General features: G+C 65.4%; 16 protein-coding genes. 4 read left to right on the top strand and 12 right to left on the bottom strand.

Annotation, left to right across the window (positions count from 1 at the left end; all coding sequences use genetic code 11):
* Positions 1 to 7: 7 nt before the first annotated feature.
* From AC1DPF_RS15900 to AC1DPF_RS15885, 4 genes are all read right to left on the bottom strand, one after another.
* On the bottom strand, positions 8 to 754 hold the full coding sequence (locus AC1DPF_RS15900; protein WP_477867249.1) for a response regulator transcription factor: 747 nt from the start codon (positions 752 to 754) through the stop codon (positions 8 to 10).
* Positions 755 to 1,080: 326 nt separating this feature from the next.
* A complete protein-coding gene (locus tag AC1DPF_RS15895; protein ID WP_477962325.1) occupies positions 1,081 to 2,352 on the bottom strand; it encodes a DUF445 domain-containing protein in 1,272 nt (423 codons plus the stop codon).
* A gap of 121 nt (positions 2,353 to 2,473) precedes the next feature.
* The gene (locus tag AC1DPF_RS15890) at positions 2,474 to 5,563 is read right to left on the bottom strand and encodes an efflux RND transporter permease subunit (RefSeq protein WP_477867245.1); all 3,090 of its coding nucleotides are present in this window, start codon (positions 5,561 to 5,563) and stop codon (positions 2,474 to 2,476) included.
* A gap of 17 nt (positions 5,564 to 5,580) precedes the next feature.
* On the bottom strand, positions 5,581 to 6,753 hold the full coding sequence (locus AC1DPF_RS15885) for an efflux RND transporter periplasmic adaptor subunit (protein WP_477867243.1): 1,173 nt from the start codon (positions 6,751 to 6,753) through the stop codon (positions 5,581 to 5,583).
* A gap of 219 nt (positions 6,754 to 6,972) precedes the next feature.
* Here AC1DPF_RS15885 and AC1DPF_RS15880 point away from each other — a divergent pair, with 219 nt between their 5' ends.
* Positions 6,973 to 7,704 carry an SIMPL domain-containing protein gene (locus tag AC1DPF_RS15880; protein WP_477867241.1) on the top strand — a complete coding sequence of 244 codons (732 nt, stop codon included), beginning with the start codon at positions 6,973 to 6,975 and terminating at the stop codon, positions 7,702 to 7,704.
* A gap of 42 nt (positions 7,705 to 7,746) precedes the next feature.
* On the opposite strand, the gene AC1DPF_RS15875 is transcribed toward AC1DPF_RS15880, so the two are convergent.
* The 4 genes from AC1DPF_RS15875 to AC1DPF_RS15860 all read right to left on the bottom strand — a co-directional run bounded on the left by AC1DPF_RS15875 (position 7,747) and on the right by AC1DPF_RS15860 (position 9,787).
* Positions 7,747 to 8,511, bottom strand: a complete 765-nt coding sequence (locus AC1DPF_RS15875; RefSeq protein WP_477867239.1) for a DUF6065 family protein — start codon at positions 8,509 to 8,511, stop codon at positions 7,747 to 7,749.
* Positions 8,512 to 8,669: 158 nt separating this feature from the next.
* Complete coding sequence (locus tag AC1DPF_RS15870) at positions 8,670 to 8,918, bottom strand: GlsB/YeaQ/YmgE family stress response membrane protein (protein ID WP_477867237.1); 249 nt, start codon at positions 8,916 to 8,918, stop codon at positions 8,670 to 8,672.
* Positions 8,919 to 9,095: 177 nt separating this feature from the next.
* Positions 9,096 to 9,395: a CtrA inhibitor SciP gene (gene sciP / locus AC1DPF_RS15865; protein ID WP_477867235.1), complete on the bottom strand. Its 300-nt coding sequence runs from the start codon at positions 9,393 to 9,395 to the stop codon at positions 9,096 to 9,098.
* 110 nt (positions 9,396 to 9,505) lie between these two features.
* Positions 9,506 to 9,787 (bottom strand): hypothetical protein, encoded by a 282-nt coding sequence (locus AC1DPF_RS15860; protein WP_477867234.1) that lies wholly within the window; start codon positions 9,785 to 9,787, stop codon positions 9,506 to 9,508.
* A gap of 112 nt (positions 9,788 to 9,899) precedes the next feature.
* Here AC1DPF_RS15860 and mnmA point away from each other — a divergent pair, with 112 nt between their 5' ends.
* Positions 9,900 to 11,021: a tRNA 2-thiouridine(34) synthase MnmA gene (mnmA, locus tag AC1DPF_RS15855; protein WP_477962323.1), complete on the top strand. Its 1,122-nt coding sequence runs from the start codon at positions 9,900 to 9,902 to the stop codon at positions 11,019 to 11,021.
* Positions 11,022 to 11,024: 3 nt separating this feature from the next.
* Here mnmA and AC1DPF_RS15850 read toward each other — a convergent pair whose 3' ends face one another.
* Genes AC1DPF_RS15850 through AC1DPF_RS15835 form a run of 4 tightly spaced genes read right to left on the bottom strand, consistent with a single transcriptional unit; the run spans position 11,025 to position 14,707 of the window.
* The gene (locus AC1DPF_RS15850) at positions 11,025 to 11,819 is read right to left on the bottom strand and encodes a PhzF family phenazine biosynthesis protein (RefSeq protein ID WP_477962321.1); all 795 of its coding nucleotides are present in this window, start codon (positions 11,817 to 11,819) and stop codon (positions 11,025 to 11,027) included.
* Positions 11,816 to 12,706, bottom strand: a complete 891-nt coding sequence (locus tag AC1DPF_RS15845; RefSeq protein WP_477962319.1) for a cation diffusion facilitator family transporter — start codon at positions 12,704 to 12,706, stop codon at positions 11,816 to 11,818. Before AC1DPF_RS15845 ends, AC1DPF_RS15850 begins: the two co-directional genes overlap by 4 nt.
* Positions 12,703 to 13,281, bottom strand: coding sequence for a pyridoxamine 5'-phosphate oxidase (gene pdxH / locus AC1DPF_RS15840; protein ID WP_477962317.1), 579 nt, complete (start codon positions 13,279 to 13,281; stop codon positions 12,703 to 12,705). The genes AC1DPF_RS15845 and pdxH overlap by 4 nt, the downstream gene beginning before the upstream one ends.
* Positions 13,282 to 13,333: 52 nt before the next feature.
* Positions 13,334 to 14,707, bottom strand: a complete 1,374-nt coding sequence (locus tag AC1DPF_RS15835) for an aminotransferase-like domain-containing protein (protein ID WP_477962315.1) — start codon at positions 14,705 to 14,707, stop codon at positions 13,334 to 13,336.
* 121 nt (positions 14,708 to 14,828) lie between these two features.
* Between AC1DPF_RS15835 and AC1DPF_RS15830 the strand changes: the two genes are divergently transcribed.
* Both AC1DPF_RS15830 and AC1DPF_RS15825 read left to right on the top strand, forming a co-directional pair.
* On the top strand, positions 14,829 to 14,978 hold the full coding sequence (locus AC1DPF_RS15830; RefSeq protein WP_477962313.1) for a hypothetical protein: 150 nt from the start codon (positions 14,829 to 14,831) through the stop codon (positions 14,976 to 14,978).
* A gap of 2 nt (positions 14,979 to 14,980) precedes the next feature.
* Entirely contained in the window at positions 14,981 to 15,592 is a 612-nt protein-coding gene (locus tag AC1DPF_RS15825; RefSeq protein ID WP_477962311.1) for a LysE family translocator, read from the top strand.
* Positions 15,593 to 15,649: the final 57 nt, after the last annotated feature.

Below are 15,649 nucleotides of genomic sequence, written 5' to 3'. Positions count from 1 at the left end.
ATCCGTATCAGTTTCCGCTAGCCTCCGCTTCGAGCGCTTCGAGCCTGTAACCATAGCTATAGACCGGTACCAGGCGAAAGCCGCGTTCCGGGCGCAGGCCAAGCTTGGCGCGAATGCGCGAGATATGGGCGTCCAGCGTGCGCGTCGGCAGGTCCGGATTGCGGCCCCAGACCATCTCCAGCAGATAGGAGCGCGACAGCGGTCGGTGAACATTCCGGAACAGCGTGGCCGCCAGTTCGAACTCCTTCGCCGTCAGGGTGATCGATTCATCCTCGACCGTCACGGTCTGGCGTCCGGGGAGCAGTGTATAGGGCCCATAGCTCTCATTCGCGCCAGGCGCCTCGCGCGGACCTGTACGGCGGTGGATCGCGGCGATCCGCGCCAGCAGCACCGGCGGCTGCACCGGCTTGATCACATAGTCGTCCGCACCGGCCTGCAGCCCGGTGACGATGTCCTCGTCGCTGTTGCGGTTGGTCAGCAGCAATGAGGGGACGGGCTTGTCCATGTTCTCGTGCATCCAGCGGATGATCTCGACGCCGCTCTTGTCCGGCATGTTCCAGTCCAGGACGACGAGATCGAACGTGTCCTGCCGCAGCTTGGAAGTCAGCGTCCGGGCGTTCTGGAATTCGTAGCAATGATGGCCGGCGTCGATCAGCGCCTGGATGACGAACGCCCGTGCCGACGGTTCGTCGTCGAGGACGGCGATGCGCATGCTGTCATCCGGCGCAGCCAGGGGCCTGGTGGGGTGGTCCATGCCGGTAAGCATGCCCGCCGTAACGGTCTATGCCAAGAGCCGGCGCCGCGCACCGCGCATAATTGTCTCGCCTCGCTGCGTGGAAGCTCGGCCGATATGCACCGTTATGGATGCAACAAAGCGCGAATTTGCAATCGTTCACAAGGTATTGCGGACGATCATAGTTAAGGTCGCGGCCGTAATGCCGGCGCTGCAGAGGATCGGGGGCCGGGACTGGGGTTTGCTCCCCTCCACCTGGCCGGCCTGTCTGCCCTGACAGGCCAAGGCTCGGCGTCGCCGGCATTGCTGTTGCACCCGTTGCTTTGCGTATTCGCGCTCGATTCGGGTTAGATGATCCCGGCCAGCACGTGCAGGCCTATGCCGATCAGCCCCCCGACCAATGTGCCGTTGACCCGAATATATTGCAGGTCGCGGCCCACGGCGTTTTCCAGCTGGTGGGTCACGGTCCCGGCGTCCCAGCCATGGATCGTCTCCGACACCAACTTGACGATATTGTCGCCATAATCGGCAACGAGGCCGACCGTCATGCGGCGGGTGAAACGGTTGATCGTCCGTTTGAGACCGGCATCGTTCTGCAGCGTGGCGCCAAGCGTGCGGAGCGCATCGCCGACATGGCCGCCGAGCGCGGCATTGGGATCCCGCGCGGTTTCGATCAGGCGCAGCCGCGCGCCCTGCCACAGCGTGTCCAGCCAGGCGGTCACTGCCGGACTTTCGAGCATGTCGGCTTTGAGCCTCGCCACCGTGGCGCGGGATTCGGGATCGTGCTGCAGCTTGTCCGCCAGTTGTTCCAGTCCCTCCTGCGCCTTCAGCCTGACCGGATGTTCGGGATCGGTCGACATCTCGTCGAGCAGCTTGTGCAGCCCCTCGATGATCGCGGTGGACAGCTTCTCGTCCAATCCGGTCCACTTCATGATCTTGCCGGCGCGCGCCTGCACCATTTCGTGGATCATCGCTTCATTGTGCAGCAGGATCCGGCCCGCCCAGCCGATGACGCCGTCGAGCATCTCGGCATGCCGGTTCTCGACGATCGCGGCGTCCAGGGTGCGGCCGAGCAGGGGGGCGATGTCGAACCCGCGCAATCGGCTGGCGAGTGCGTTCTTCACCATGGCCCCGAAGTGGTCGTCGCCGAGCGACTCCAGGATCGTCGCCAGCGCGCGGCCAACGCCGGCGCGCGTCCGTCCGCCCGCTGGCGGTGCCGCCAGCAGACGGCCGATCGCGCCGGCCACATCGACCCGTCCCATCCGCCGGGCGACGACCGACGCCGTCAGGAAATTGACGCGCAGGAAAGCCGCGAGGCTGTTGCCGATGCGATCCTTGTTACGTGGGATGATCGCGGTGTGCGGGATCGGCACTCCGAGCGGGTGACGGAACAGCGCGGTGACCGCAAACCAGTCGGCCAGGCCGCCCACCATCGCGGCTTCGGCGAAAGCGCGCAGATAGCCCCAGCCCGTCGATGCTCCGGGTGCTTCCTGCGCTCGGGCGAACAGATAGAGCGCGGCCATGATGACCAGCAGCCCGGAAGCCACGATCCGCATGCCGCGCACCCCGCCTTGTGCGGGATTGAAGCGGTCGAGTCCGGTGGCTTGCAATATGGTCATGCGGACCAAATGGCTGTCGCGCGTAAATGTTCAACCGAAACGATAGCTGCCTGCCTCGCCTGTGGAGCGTCTCGATGCGTGCCGCGTGATGCCTATATCCGTCAAGTCGGCAGAAGCCGCGCTACTCCGCGGGCTGCGGCATGCCCGGTTCGATCCGGTGCGGCTCGTTGTTGACCAGCGCGCGGCCAAGCTTGGGGCCGATCCACTTTTCGAGATCGTCGGCGAGGGTGAAGCCGGCAGGGACGATCACCAGGGTCAGCAGCGTCGACAGCGCAAGGCCGCCGATCACGCAGACCGCCATCGGCGCCCGCCAACTGCTGTCGCCGGCCAGCCCGAGCGCGATCGGCAACATGCCGGCGATCATCGCTACCGTGGTCATCACGATCGGCTGGGCGCGCTTGTGGGCAGCTTCCAGGATCGCGTCGGTGCGGTTGGCGCCATGGCGCATTTCCTCGATCGCGAAGTCGACCAGCAGGATCGAATTCTTGGCGACGATCCCGAACAGCATCAGCAGGCCGATATAGACCGGCATCGAGATCGACATGCCGCACAGCTTCAGCGCGACGATGCCGCCGAGCGGCGCGAGCAGCAGCGAGCCCATGTTGACGAAGGGCGGCAGCACCCGTTTGTACAACAGCACGAGCACCGCGAAGACCAGCATGACCCCCGACAGGACGGCGATGATGAAGCCCGAGATCAGATCTTCCTGGAACTCCTGATCTCCGACCTTCACCTGGCGGACCCCGACGGGCAGCTTCTTCATTATTGGCGTGGCATAGACTGCCTTATAGGCGTCGCTGCTGACCGCGCCGGGGGCCAGATCGGCGCCGATCACGAGCCGCCGGACCTGGTTGTACCGCCGGATCTTCGATGGCCCGGTACCGAAATGGATGTCCGCGACGACGCGCAACGGCACGGTGCCGCCGGCGGTGGTTTGCACCGGCATGTTCTGGATCGTCGAAAGGTCGCGGCGCGAGTCCTCGCTGAGCGACACGCGGATCGGAATCTGACGATCGCTGAGCGAGAATTTCGCCATATTCTGCTCGATGTCGCCCAGCGTCGCGATCCGTATCGCCTGGCTGAGCGCGGCCGTGGTCACGCCAAGATCGGCGGCGAGATCGAGCCTCGGCTTGATGATGAGTTCGGGACGCTGGATATCGCCGTCGATCCGCGGATCGCGGACCAGCGATATGCCGCGCATCTGATCGATCAAGGATTGCGCTGCGAACTGCAGCTTCACCGGATCGTCACCCGCGAGCATGATCGTCATGTCGCGACCGAAGCCGCCGGTCTGCGACTGGAAATTGACGCGCGCATCGGGGATTCGGGACAGCAGCGGCGCGGTGTCGCGTTCGAACTGGATACTGGTCCGGTCGCGGTCCTTCGCTGGCTTCAGCGTGATGTAGATGTTCGCGAAACGCGTGTCGCCATCGTCGCCGATGGATGCAAAGGCATTCTCGACCTCCGGCTGCTTGTGCAGGATCGCCACCGCCTCGTCGGCAATCTTCTGAGTGTCCTCAACGATGCGCGCGCCTGGCGTCAGCTCGATTTTGACCTGGCTATAGTCGACGTCCAGCGGTGGCTGGAACTCGGATGGCATCGTTGCCATCAGCCCGATCGTAGCGACGAATGCGACGGCGCCGAGCCCGATGGTTTTCCAGCGATTGACGAGCGACCATTTCAGAAGGTCGAGATATTTCTCCATGGTCTTGCCGCCGCCATGTTCCTTGACGCCCTCGGCCTTCAGGAAAAAGGCCGCGATCATCGGCGTGATAAGGCGCGCGACGAGCAGGCTCATCAGCACGGCGACCGCGACGGTAAGCCCGAACTGCTTGAAGAACTGGCCGGGGACGCCGGGCATGAACGACACCGGCACGAACACCGCGACGATCGCCATCGTGGTTGCCACCACGGCAAGGCCGATCTCGTCGGCAGCGTCCATGGAGGCCTGGTAGGCGGTCTTGCCCATCCGCATGTGGCGGACGATATTCTCGATTTCCACGATGGCATCGTCGACCAGAATGCCGGCGACGAGACTGAGCGCGAGCAGACTGATCGTGTTGAGCGTGAAGCCCATCATGCTCATGAACCAGAAGGCGGGGATCGCCGACAACGGGATCGCCAGCGCCGAGATCAGCGTCGCGCGCCAGTCGCGGAGGAAGAAGAACACCACCACTACGGCCAGCACCGACCCCTCGACCATGGCATGAAGCGCGGACGTATATTGCTCCTTGGTATAGACGACGCTGGTGTACAGTTCCTTGAACTGGATGTTCGGGTTTTCGGCGCGAAGGTCCTTCAGGATTTTCTGTGCCTTGTCATAAACCTCAACGTCCGACGCGCCCTTGGCCTTCTGGATGCCGATCGACAGCACCTGACGGTCATTCATCTTGGCCAGCGACCGCTGCTCGCCATAGGAATCGCGCACGGTGGCGATGTCGGACAGCCGGATGGTACGGCCGTCGCCCATCGAGATCTGCGTTTCGCCGAGTGTGTATGCGGAGGCGGCATTTCCGAGCACGCGAACCGATTGTTCGGCGCCGGCCAGTTCGGCCCGTCCTCCGGCAGCATTCAGATTGGTGGCGCGCAACACATTGTTGACCTGGCTTGCCGTAACGCCATGCGCCTGCATGCGGGCCGGGTCGAGGATCACCCGGATCTCGCGCGAAACGCCGCCGCCACGGAACACCGCCGCCATGCCGTCGATCGCCTGCAGCCGCTTGATCGCGGTGTTGTCGACGAACCAGCTGAGCTGCTCGAGGGTCATGTCGATGCCCTCGACCGAATAATAAGCGATCGGACCGCCCTCGATTTCGATGCGGGAGACCTGCGGTTCCAGAATCCCCTCGGGCAGGTCGGACCGGATCTTGGCGACGGCATCGCGGACATCATTGACCGCGCGATCGACCGGCGTGCCGAGCTGGAATTCGATGTTGGTGCCCGACGTGCCCTCGGTCACATAGGAGGTAATCGACTTGACGTTGCCGATAGAGGCGACGGCCGCCTCGACCTTCCGCGTGATCTGCGTCTCCATTTCGGTCGGCGCGGCGCCGGGTTGCGTGATCTCGACATGCACCGCGGGGAAGCTGATGTCGGGCATCTGGTTGATGTCCATGCGCGCGAAGCTGATCAGCCCCGCGAGCGTCAGCGCGATGAACAGCACGATCGGCGGGATCGGGTTCCGGATCGCCCAGGCTGAGATGTTGTTCATGTCTCGGGTCCGATCTGTCAGCGGCCGGCGGCAGCCGGCGACGAAAGATGCGGCGTCACCTTGTCGCCCGGATTCAGGAAGGCGCCGGCCGACAAGACGACCTTCTCGTTGCCCTGCAGGCCCGAAAGGATCACCACGCCCGCATCGGTAACATCACCGGTCTTCACGTCGCGCCGGGCTGCCTTGTTGTCGGGGCCGACGACATAGACGAACGCTCCCTTTTCGTCGCTAAGCACTGCGGACTCCGGCAGGCGCGGTGCAGAGACCGTGCCGCTCAGGATCGAGGCCGAGGCGAATCCGCCAGGGCGAAGGGCCGAATCGTAGCGCATCTGCACGCGCGCGACACCCTGGCGGGTCTGGGGATCGATCACGGGAGAGATCTGCCACACCGTGCCGGGAAAGGCGCGCGTGCCGCCGATGGGCGTTACCTGCGCGGTGTCGCCCACCTTGAGCCTGGCGAGATCCTGCTCGGCCAGCTGCGCCCGGATTTCGAGTTCGCCGCCCTTCGCGACGCGGAACAGCGCGCCGCTGGACGGGCTGACAACCTGGCCCGGCTCGACGGCGCGGGTGAGCACCAGGCCGGCGGCGGGCGAACGGATGTCGAGACGGCCGATCTGGGCCCGCGTCTGGCCATATTGGGCGCGGGCCACCGCGACCCGGGCGACCGCGGCGTCGCGGCTCGCCGTCTTGCGGTCGATATCGGCCTTGGAGATGAAGCCGCGCGCGACCAGCGCCTTGGCGCGATCGAGCTCGGCCTGCGCCAGAGCGGCATCGGCCTGCGCCACGCGCACCGAGGCGGCGAGCGAATTGGCTTCCTGCGCCTGGACCGAGCGCTCGATAACGGCAAGCGTCTGGCCTGCGGCGACCCAGTCGCCCGGCTCGACCAGCACGCGTTGGACCATGCCGCCTTCTCCAGCGACGCCCACCGGCATCTCGCGCTTCGCGAACAGCGTACCGGTCGCGTTGATGGCGGCGGCGATATCGGTGCGACCGGGAACGATGACGGTTACGCCCGGCGGTGGTGGAGGTGGCGCTGCGTCCTTCTTGCCGAACATGGCGATACCGATGAAGACCGCCAGCAGCAGCACGGCGATCACCGCAGCGATGATGATCAGGCGCCGCCGTCGAGCCCGGCCGCCATCATAATCATATACTTTATAGTCAGACTGGATGCCGGATTCGACGTTCATCCCCATACGCTTTCCACTGCCGGCCCATCGAGCCCTGATGACGATCGGACTGTATTATATCAATATGTCACCTCGCTCAAGGGCACGGCGCCATATCACCCTCATCGAGCCAGAGCTTGGATCATTTCGCACCCGTAAGGCGTTCAGCCCATGTGCAGCGATGATCGATATATCCCTAGCACGTCGCGAAGTGGGCGGCAAAGCAGGAGCTAAACCGAAATGGGAGATAACACCCGCAACATTGCCCTCGTGGTGCCGCTGGCGCTGGCGCTGATGGGCCCGGCGGCGGCGCAGGAGCCGGCTGAAGCGACCATGCGTCCGCCGATGGCCGGCACCCGGCTGGACGTGATCGCAAGCGGCGAGGTGAGCGCGGTGCCCGACATCGCCACGATCGGCGCAGGAGTCGTCACCCAGGCGGCTACCGCGGCGACGGCGATGAGCGATAATGCGCGCCGCACAGCTGCTACGGTGGCCGCTATCCGCAAGGCCGGCGTTGCCGATCGGGACATCCAGACCACCGCGATCAGCCTCAATCCGCAATATCGCTATGCCGACAATCAGCCGCCGGTGATCACGGGTTATCAGGCGTCGAGCCGCGTGAGCGTGCGCTTCCGCGATATCAAGGCCGCAGGGCCGATTCTCGACTCGCTGGTCGCGGCCGGCGCCAACCAGATCGACGGCCCGGCGCTCTCGATCGACAGGCCGGAGCCGTTGCTCGATCAGGCCCGCGAAAAGGCAATCGCCGCGGCGCGGGCGCGGGCGGCGCTCTATGCCCGAGCGGCGGGGTTGCGGGTCACGCGGATCGTCGCGATCAGCGAGGGCAGCTACGACGCCATACCCCGTCCGATGCAAATGATGATGGCGCGCGCCAAGGAGTCGGCGGATTCCTCCATCGAGGCGGGCGAGCAGAAGGTCGCGATCAGCGTCTCGGTGACGTTCGAACTGAATTAGCACTCTATCGCGCGGTTCATCTGTGGACGGATGAACCGCGCCTCACCCCCCGTCGCTTTCCTCGCTCTTTCGGAAGGGCTGGAGGCGGATCTTGGTGCGGTGATCGTCGGCGGCGATACCGGTGCCATCGAGGTTCTGGCCGCGATAATAATGTTTCTGCCACTTCGCGGCCGAAGCCTCGGAATCGGGCTTCCTGAGCCCGTCGAGGAAATTGGCGCGGCTCGCGGTCCAGGCGTCGAACGCCGCCTTCAACTCCGGCTCGTCGGCGATCGGCCGCACCTCGGGCATGATCTTCTCCAGTTCGCCGCGCCGGGCCGGGAAGACATGGCAGAAGGCTTCGCCCTGCTCGAAGCGGATCACGGTGTTGGGCCGGGTGAACTGCCAGTTCATCGTGAAGGTGAAGGGGGTCCAGTCGGTTTCGACCATGCCCGACAGCGGCGCGATGGCGTCCTTGGGCCGGTTGATTGGGCCCTGCACCATCAGGTCATATCCGGCATCGGTGCGAAACACGGCCGGAATGTGGAAGGTGAGGACGCCATAGCCGAAATGGCTGATCGCCGGCTTGTGGTTTTCGTCGTCGGGGGTGATGCGGATCGCGTCGGAGGTCCGGCTGCCGTCCCACCAGGCGGAAAATCCGGCGGGGCAGAGAATCTCCCAGCCATGGGCATTGGCGATCGTCAGCGGCAGGCAGCGATAGGCATAACGCTGGTCGGTCGCGTCCATCCAGTCGCGCTCATAGGGAGCCGGGCGAATTTCGAGCGGCTGCCTCGGCAAGCCGTAGGCGATGAGCTTGGCGCGACTGGTCATAGGTGATGATGCCCCGAACGATTGATGCCATGATTGGCGTTACGGCCGGGCTCTGTCGAGAGGCTTGCAACCGCCAGCCGCGCCACGGCGAAATCATCGGGCATGAAAAAGCCGCCGGAGATAGCCCCGGCGGCTTTGCGTCAGAGATTTGCGGAAGCTTAGCGCATCGCGCCGCGGCGGACGAGATTGACGATTGCCAGCAGGATCACCGCGCCCAGGAAGGCGCTCAGCCAGCCATAGATTCCGCCCGCGCCAAGGGTTGGGCCGAACAGCACGCCGCCGATGAACGAACCGATGATGCCGACGATCACGTTCAGGATGATGCCCTGCTGCGCATCGGTGCGCATGAGAATGCTGGCCAGCCAGCCGATGATGCCGCCCACGATAAGGAAGATAATAAGGTTCATCGAGTCCTCCTGCCGTTGTCATAGGCTCTCGATCATGTCGAAAGCCATCGTTACGCACTACGTTCGAACCCCGCCTCTTGTTCCTTTTGCGCCCATCCGGACGGGTTGTTGTCGGCCTGAAACAGAAAACCCGCCGCCCTTGCGGGCAGCGGGTCCTGTCTCGACCGGAAAGCCCGATCAATATTTCTGCTGGCGCTCGTACAGCGATTTATAATGCTGGATGCGGGTAACGCGCAGCCCCGGCATTCCTGAGCGGTCGACCGCGCGTTGCCAACTGGCGAACTCCTCGACGCTCAGATTATAACGATCGCAAACTTCGTCCGCGCTCAGCAGGCCGCCATTGACGGCCGCCACGACTTCGGCCTTGCGGCGCACGACCCAGCGGGTCGTTCCGGCCGGCGGCAGCGAGTCCAGCGTGAGCGGTTCACCCAGCGGGCCGATAACCTGATGCGGACGAAATTTCTGATTTTCAAGCATACGTTACCCCAAACATGGTCATGCGACCCAGACTCATTCCCCGACACGGTCTTGGCGGTCCGCAATCAAGGAATCTTTGCGTGAGACGGTAAATGGCGGGAACATCTTCGTTAACGCGCCCCGCCACCGACGCGCGCGGCGGCGCCGGCATGGAAGCTGCCCTGCACGCCGAGCCCGCCAACGGCATCGGTGCGCGGCGCGGCCAGCAGGATCGCGGCCGCCCGGTGGGCATGATCATGATGTTCGGTGGGAGCGCCGTTGTGACGTGCAAGCCGTGCGGTGGGCGTCTCCGCCTGGAGGGCGGCGAGTTGTTCGCACAACAGAGTGAAATCCAGCGGTGCTTCCGCCGGCCTGGCGTCGCTGATGCGGAATTCGTCGATCCTGAACTTCATGCTGGCGAGTCCCGTTTTCCGTCTCAGCACAAGAAACGACGGACCGGGAGGAATCTTTAGTCATTTTCCAATCGATTTTGCGAGCTTAGCCGGCAGCTGCTATGGGCGCCCGATGAATCCTGAGTTCCAGATCGAAAGTCGCGACGGCACCTCGCTGAAGGGCGCGCGCATCGTCGTCGCCATGTCGGGCGGTGTCGACAGTTCGGTGGTAGCCGCGCTTGCCGCCGCAAGCGGTGCCGAGACCATCGGCGTGACGCTCCAGCTCTATGATCACGGCGCCGCCGTGGGCCGGAGCGGCAGCTGTTGTGCCGGGCAGGATATCCGTGATGCCCGGGCCGTCGCCGACAGGCTGGGCATCGCCCATTATGTGTTTGATTATGAGAGTCGTTTCCGGGATTCGGTAATTGCCGATTTCGCCGATGAATATGCCGCCGGGCGCACACCGATCCCCTGTGTGCGGTGTAATCAGGGGGTCAAGTTCACTGACCTGTTCGGCATCGCTCGCGATCTCGGTGCGGACTGCCTGGCGACGGGCCATTATGTGCGCCGCGTGATCGGAGCCGGGGGGCGGGCCGAACTGCACCGTGCCGCGGATCCTGCGCGCGATCAGAGCTATTTCCTGTTCGCCACGACCCAGGCGCAGCTCGACTATCTGCGTTTCCCGCTGGGCGGCATGCCGAAGCCGCGTGTCCGGGCGATCGCCGCGGAACTCGGCCTTGGCGTCGCCGCCAAGCCGGACAGTCAGGACATCTGCTTCGTGCCGGATGGGGATTATGCGAGTATCGTCAAGCGGTTGCGGCCGGAATCTGCCGATGAGGGCGAGATCGTGAATCTGGAGGGCAGGGTGCTTGGGCGGCACAAGGGGCTGATCCACTTCACGGTCGGACAGCGTCGCGGCATCGAAATCGGCGGCAGCCCGGAGCCGCTCTATGTCGTGCGGCTGGAGCCCGCCACCAAACGCCTGGTCGTCGGCCCGCGCCGCGCCCTGGCAGTGTCGGCAGCGGCACTCGACGATCTCAACTGGATCGGCGAGGGCCATGCCGGACCGGTGACGGCAAAGGTGCGCTCGCTCGCCAAGCCGGTGCCGGCGCGCTTCGAGGGAGGTGTCGTCCGGTTCGAGCAGCCCGAATATGGGGTCGCCCCCGGACAGGCAGCCGTGCTCTATGCGGGCGACCGCATCCTCGGTGGCGGGTGGATCCGCGAAACCGTGGCAGCGGAGCTCGAGCCGGCCTGACGATCAGCTCAGGTTGAACACACCCTCGATCACCGTCGCGCATTTGCCGCCCAGCACCACCCGGTCACCCTCCAGCGCGCAGCTCAGATAGCCGCCACGCGCCGATGCCTGATAGGCGCTGAACCTCTCCCTCCCGAGGCGCTTCGCCCAAAGGGTGGTCAGCATGCAATGCGCCGAACCGGTCACAGGATCCTCGTCGATACCCGCTCCGGGAGCGAAGACGCGGCTGACGATGTCGGTCTCGTCGCCGGGCGCCGTCGCCATGAACAGGATATCGCCAAAGCTGCGCATCTTCCTGAAATCAGGCGAAAGATCGTGCACTTCGGCCGCGCTGCCATATAGGAAGACGGCATAGCCGCCGTCGCGCCAATAGCTTTCCGTCGGGGTGCCGCCGAGTACCGCAGCATGATCGGGTAGCGGCTTTGGCGCGACTTCCCATGCCGGGAGGGCCAGGCTGTAGCCGTCGCCGTCGCGCGCCACTTCGAGGATGCCGGCCTTCCGGGTCGCAAAGCGCACCTTGTCGACCGATGTCCGGGACGACAGGAGGGCATGGCCGGCGGCCAGCGTCGCATGGCCGCACAGTGCCACCTCGATCTCCGGCGTGAACCAGCGCAGCTCGAAATCGGCGTCGTCGCCGAGCCATGTCACGATGAAGGCTGTCTCCGCGAGGTTGTTCTCGGCGGCGATGGCCTGGAGCGTCGCGTCGTCGAGCCACGCCTCGAGCGGCATCACCGCGGCCGGGTTGCCGGTGAAGGGACGGTCGGCGAAGGCGTCGACCTGCTGGAACGGGATTTTCAAGACCGCATCTCCTCGTTGCCGTCGACATGTCCGGCAGGATCGGGATGGATCAATATTTCGACGCCGGGGAACGCCTCGCGCAGCTTGTCCTCGACTTCGTCCATCACCCGGTGCGCATCGCCGACGGTCATCAGCGGATCGACCCAGACATGGAACTGCACGAAGTCATGATGGCCTGCGGTGCGGGTCTTCAGGTCATGGATACCCTGCAGTTCGGGGTGGCGATTGGCGACTTCGACGAAGGCGCGGCGGCGCTCCTCGGGCCATTCCCGGTCCATCAGCTGGTCTATCGCCTGGCGCGACGCGGTGTAGGCGCCGTAGAGCAGCCATCCGGCAATAGCGATGCCGGCCACTGCGTCGGCACCCTGGATGTCCATGAACTGTTCAGCGGCCAGCGCCGCGATGACCGCGGCGTTGAGCAGGAGATCGCTCTGGTAATGGATGTTGTCGGTGCTGATCGCGAGCGATCCGGTCTGCGCCACGACGCGCCGCTGGTAGGTGACCAGCAGCAGGGTCAGCGCCAGTGCGATCAGCGACACCAGGATGCCAGCTTCGGCATCGGCCGGCCGTACTCCCGCGATCAGCTTCTGGATCGAATGGGTGGTGATCCAGAAGGCCGACAGGCTGATCAGCACGACCTGGAAAAAGGCGGCGATCGCCTCGGCCTTGCCATGGCCGAACCGGTGCTGCCGGTCCGCCGGGGTCGCGGCGAGGCGGACGCTGTAGAGCGTTACCAGCGAGGCGATCAGGTCCAGTCCGGTATCCGCGAGCGACCCGAGCATCGCCGCCGAGCCGGTGGTCCAGCTGGCATAGCCCTTCAGGCCGATCAGGAACAGCGCCACGGAGACCGAGGCCATCCCGGCGCGGACGTTGGGGGCGAGCGTCATGGGTAGAGCAGGCCCTCAGTCCAGCCGTCGCCGTCCAGGGTGAACAGGCGGCGTTCATGAAGCCGATGGGCGCGATCCTGCCAGAATTCGATCCGCTCCGGCGCGACGCGAAAGCCCGACCAGTGCGGGGGGCGGGGTACATCGACGCCTTGGAAGCGTTCGGTGATCGCTTGGTAGCGCGCCTCGAAGGTGGCGCGGCTATCGAGCGGGCGCGACTGGTCCGATGCCCAGGCGCCGAGCTGCGAATCGCGCGAGCGGGTTGCGAAATAGGCGTCGCCCTCCGCGGCGCTCACCTTGCTGACCGGTCCCTCGATGCGAACCTGGCGGCGCAGCGACTTCCAGTGAAAGAGCAGCGCGGCCCGGCTGTTTTCCATCAGCTGCTCGGCCTTGCGGCTTTCATAGTTGGTATAGAACACGAAGCCGCGTTCGTCATGTCCCTTCAGGAGGACCATTCGGACCGACGGTCGACCATCGGCACCGACGGTCGCAACCGCCATCGCTTCAGGATCATTGGGTTCCGCCTGGCGCGCCTCGGCGAACCAGCTGTCGAACAGGGCGAGGGGGAAGTCTGTCATGGTCTGTCTTCTAGTGCGCGCATGGCAAATATCCACCGCCGGCTGGGATGTATCAGATGACCGCCGATGCGGCAGGGGACCGGCCCCCGTCCAGCGCCAGCGCCACCCGATCCAGCGCTACCGCCAGCTGCGCCTGGTCCGTCGCCACGCCCAGGCAAAGGCGCACGCCGGAGATCGAGGAAGGATCGACCAGCGGCGCCGATGGCGGCGTGAGTTCGACGCCGGCCCGCATCGCGCGCGCCACCATGCGCTCGGCCTCCAGCTCCGGCATGGGCAGCCAGAGATGCGGGCAGCGCGGATCGCCCGGCGGGCTGATCGCCGGCCCCAGGCGCTCGATGGCCATCCTGCCGCGTGCCGCCATCTCCGCCTGGACCTCGGCGACGATCTCGTCCGCCGAGCCGTCCTCAATCCACTGGTTGGCGATCAGCGCTCCCATCGCGGCGGGCGCATAGACCCTTGCGAGGATCAGTCGCTGCACCCGATCGAGATGATCGTCGTCGGGCAGGATCAGATAGCCGGCGCGCAGGCCCGGCGCGAGCGCCTTGGAGGTGCCGTTGATGTAGAAGCAGCGCTCCGGCGCATAGCTGCTGAGCGGGGGCGGCGCATTGCCGATAGCAAAAGCCGAATAAAGGTCGTCTTCGACGATCCACAGCTGACGCGCGCGCGCGATCGCGGCGATTTCGGCGCGACGGGCGTCGCCCATGATCCGGCCGGTCGGGTTCTGAAGGGTCGGTAGTGTGTAGAGCACCCGGGCGCCTCCGGCGGCGGCCCGGTCGAGCGCATCGGGGAGCAGGCCCTGCTCGTCCATCTCCAGCCCCAGTGTGCGGTAGCCGCCGGCGCCCGCGATCGAGCGGACGCCGAAATAGGTCGCGGCTTCGGTCATGACCGTGTCGCCGGGGCGGCACAGCGTATCGAGCGCCAGCGTCATTGCCTGCTGGGCGCCACTGGTGACGACCAGCCGGTCGGCACGGGCATCGGCAAGACCGCTAACCCGCCGCAGCCAGCTGGCGGCGGTGCGGCGGTGCGCCTCATAGCCGCCCGGTGGCGCATAATCGAGGAACTGCGCGATATCGCCGCGCTTGCTCAGCTTGGCTAGCGTGGCTGCGAAGCGCCGCTGGCTTGCCGCGAGCGGCGGCAGGTTGCGGGCGAGATCGATCGAACCATCCGTGCGGCCGGGACGAGGCGCGGTATCGGCCACGAAGCTTCCGCGTCCTACCGTGGCCGTCAGCAGGCCCTGCCGCGCCGCTTCTCCATAGACGGCGGTGACCGTGCCGATGCCGATGCCCAGCCGGTGCGCAAGCTCGCGATGCGGGGGCAGCCGGGTGCCCGGCGTGAGGCGGCCTTCGTCGATATCGCGCCGCAGGGCCGCGAGCAGCCGGCCGGACACGGTGTCAGCATCATCATCGAGAACGGGAGTCCAGATCATCGGGCATCCAGATTGCAGTTATAATGTCACAATGACAATATCGCCTTTGACATATGACAAAGTAGATCGCAATGGGCGAGTGTCAATCCCAAACAGGATAGGGACAATGAGACAGATATGGATGACAGCCCTCGCTAGCTTCTTGCTGATCGGCTTCGCAGCCGTCGTTTCCGCCGCCGCCCTCGCCTCGGCCGGGCCCGATGCGCGGCCCGAAGGACGGCGAATGATGATCGACGCCCAGTACCGTCTCGCCATGTGCTTGCGACGATAGTCATGGCACCCGATACGCTTCTCGCACTCGGCGCCTTCTGCATCGCATCGACGGTGACGCCCGGCCCGAACAACATGATGCTGTTGTCCTCCGGCGCGACCTTCGGCTTTCGCCTGACGCTGCCGCATATTTTCGGGATCAGCATCGGTTGCGTGGTCATGGTGTTGTTGCTGGGGTTCGGCCTGGCCAGCATCATCGCCGGGGCGCCGTGGCTCTACACGACGCTGCACCTCGTCTCCACGGCCTATCTCCTCTACCTTGCGTGGCGGATCGCGACGTCGGCCGGCATGGGCGTGGCCTCGCCGCGGGCGAAGCCGCTCACCTTCCTCGATGCAGCAGCGTTCCAGTGGGTCAACCCAAAGGCCTGGGCGATGAGCCTGGGCGCTGCGACCAGCTTCTCGCGGCCCGGCCACCTGATCGCAGACGTGACCTTGGTGGCGCTGGTGCTCGCGGCCTGTGGCCTCCCCTGCATCATGCTGTGGGCCGGCGGCGGCACCGTGGTGCGCCGGCTGTTCACCCGCCCGTCGGCGCTGCGGGCCTTCAATATCGGCATGGCCGTGCTGCTGGCGGCGTCGCTCTTCCCGGGATGGGCGGAGCTGACCCGACCGGCCTGAACTTTATCGTCGTCGGGAAATCCAAGTCCTTATTGCACCGCACAAAGGGATGTGCTG

It is taken from the genome of Rhizorhabdus sp. P4_G6 (assembly GCF_056401045.1).
Note: the sequence above shows the minus strand (reverse complement) of the source record. Positions and strands in the feature narration are given on the sequence as shown.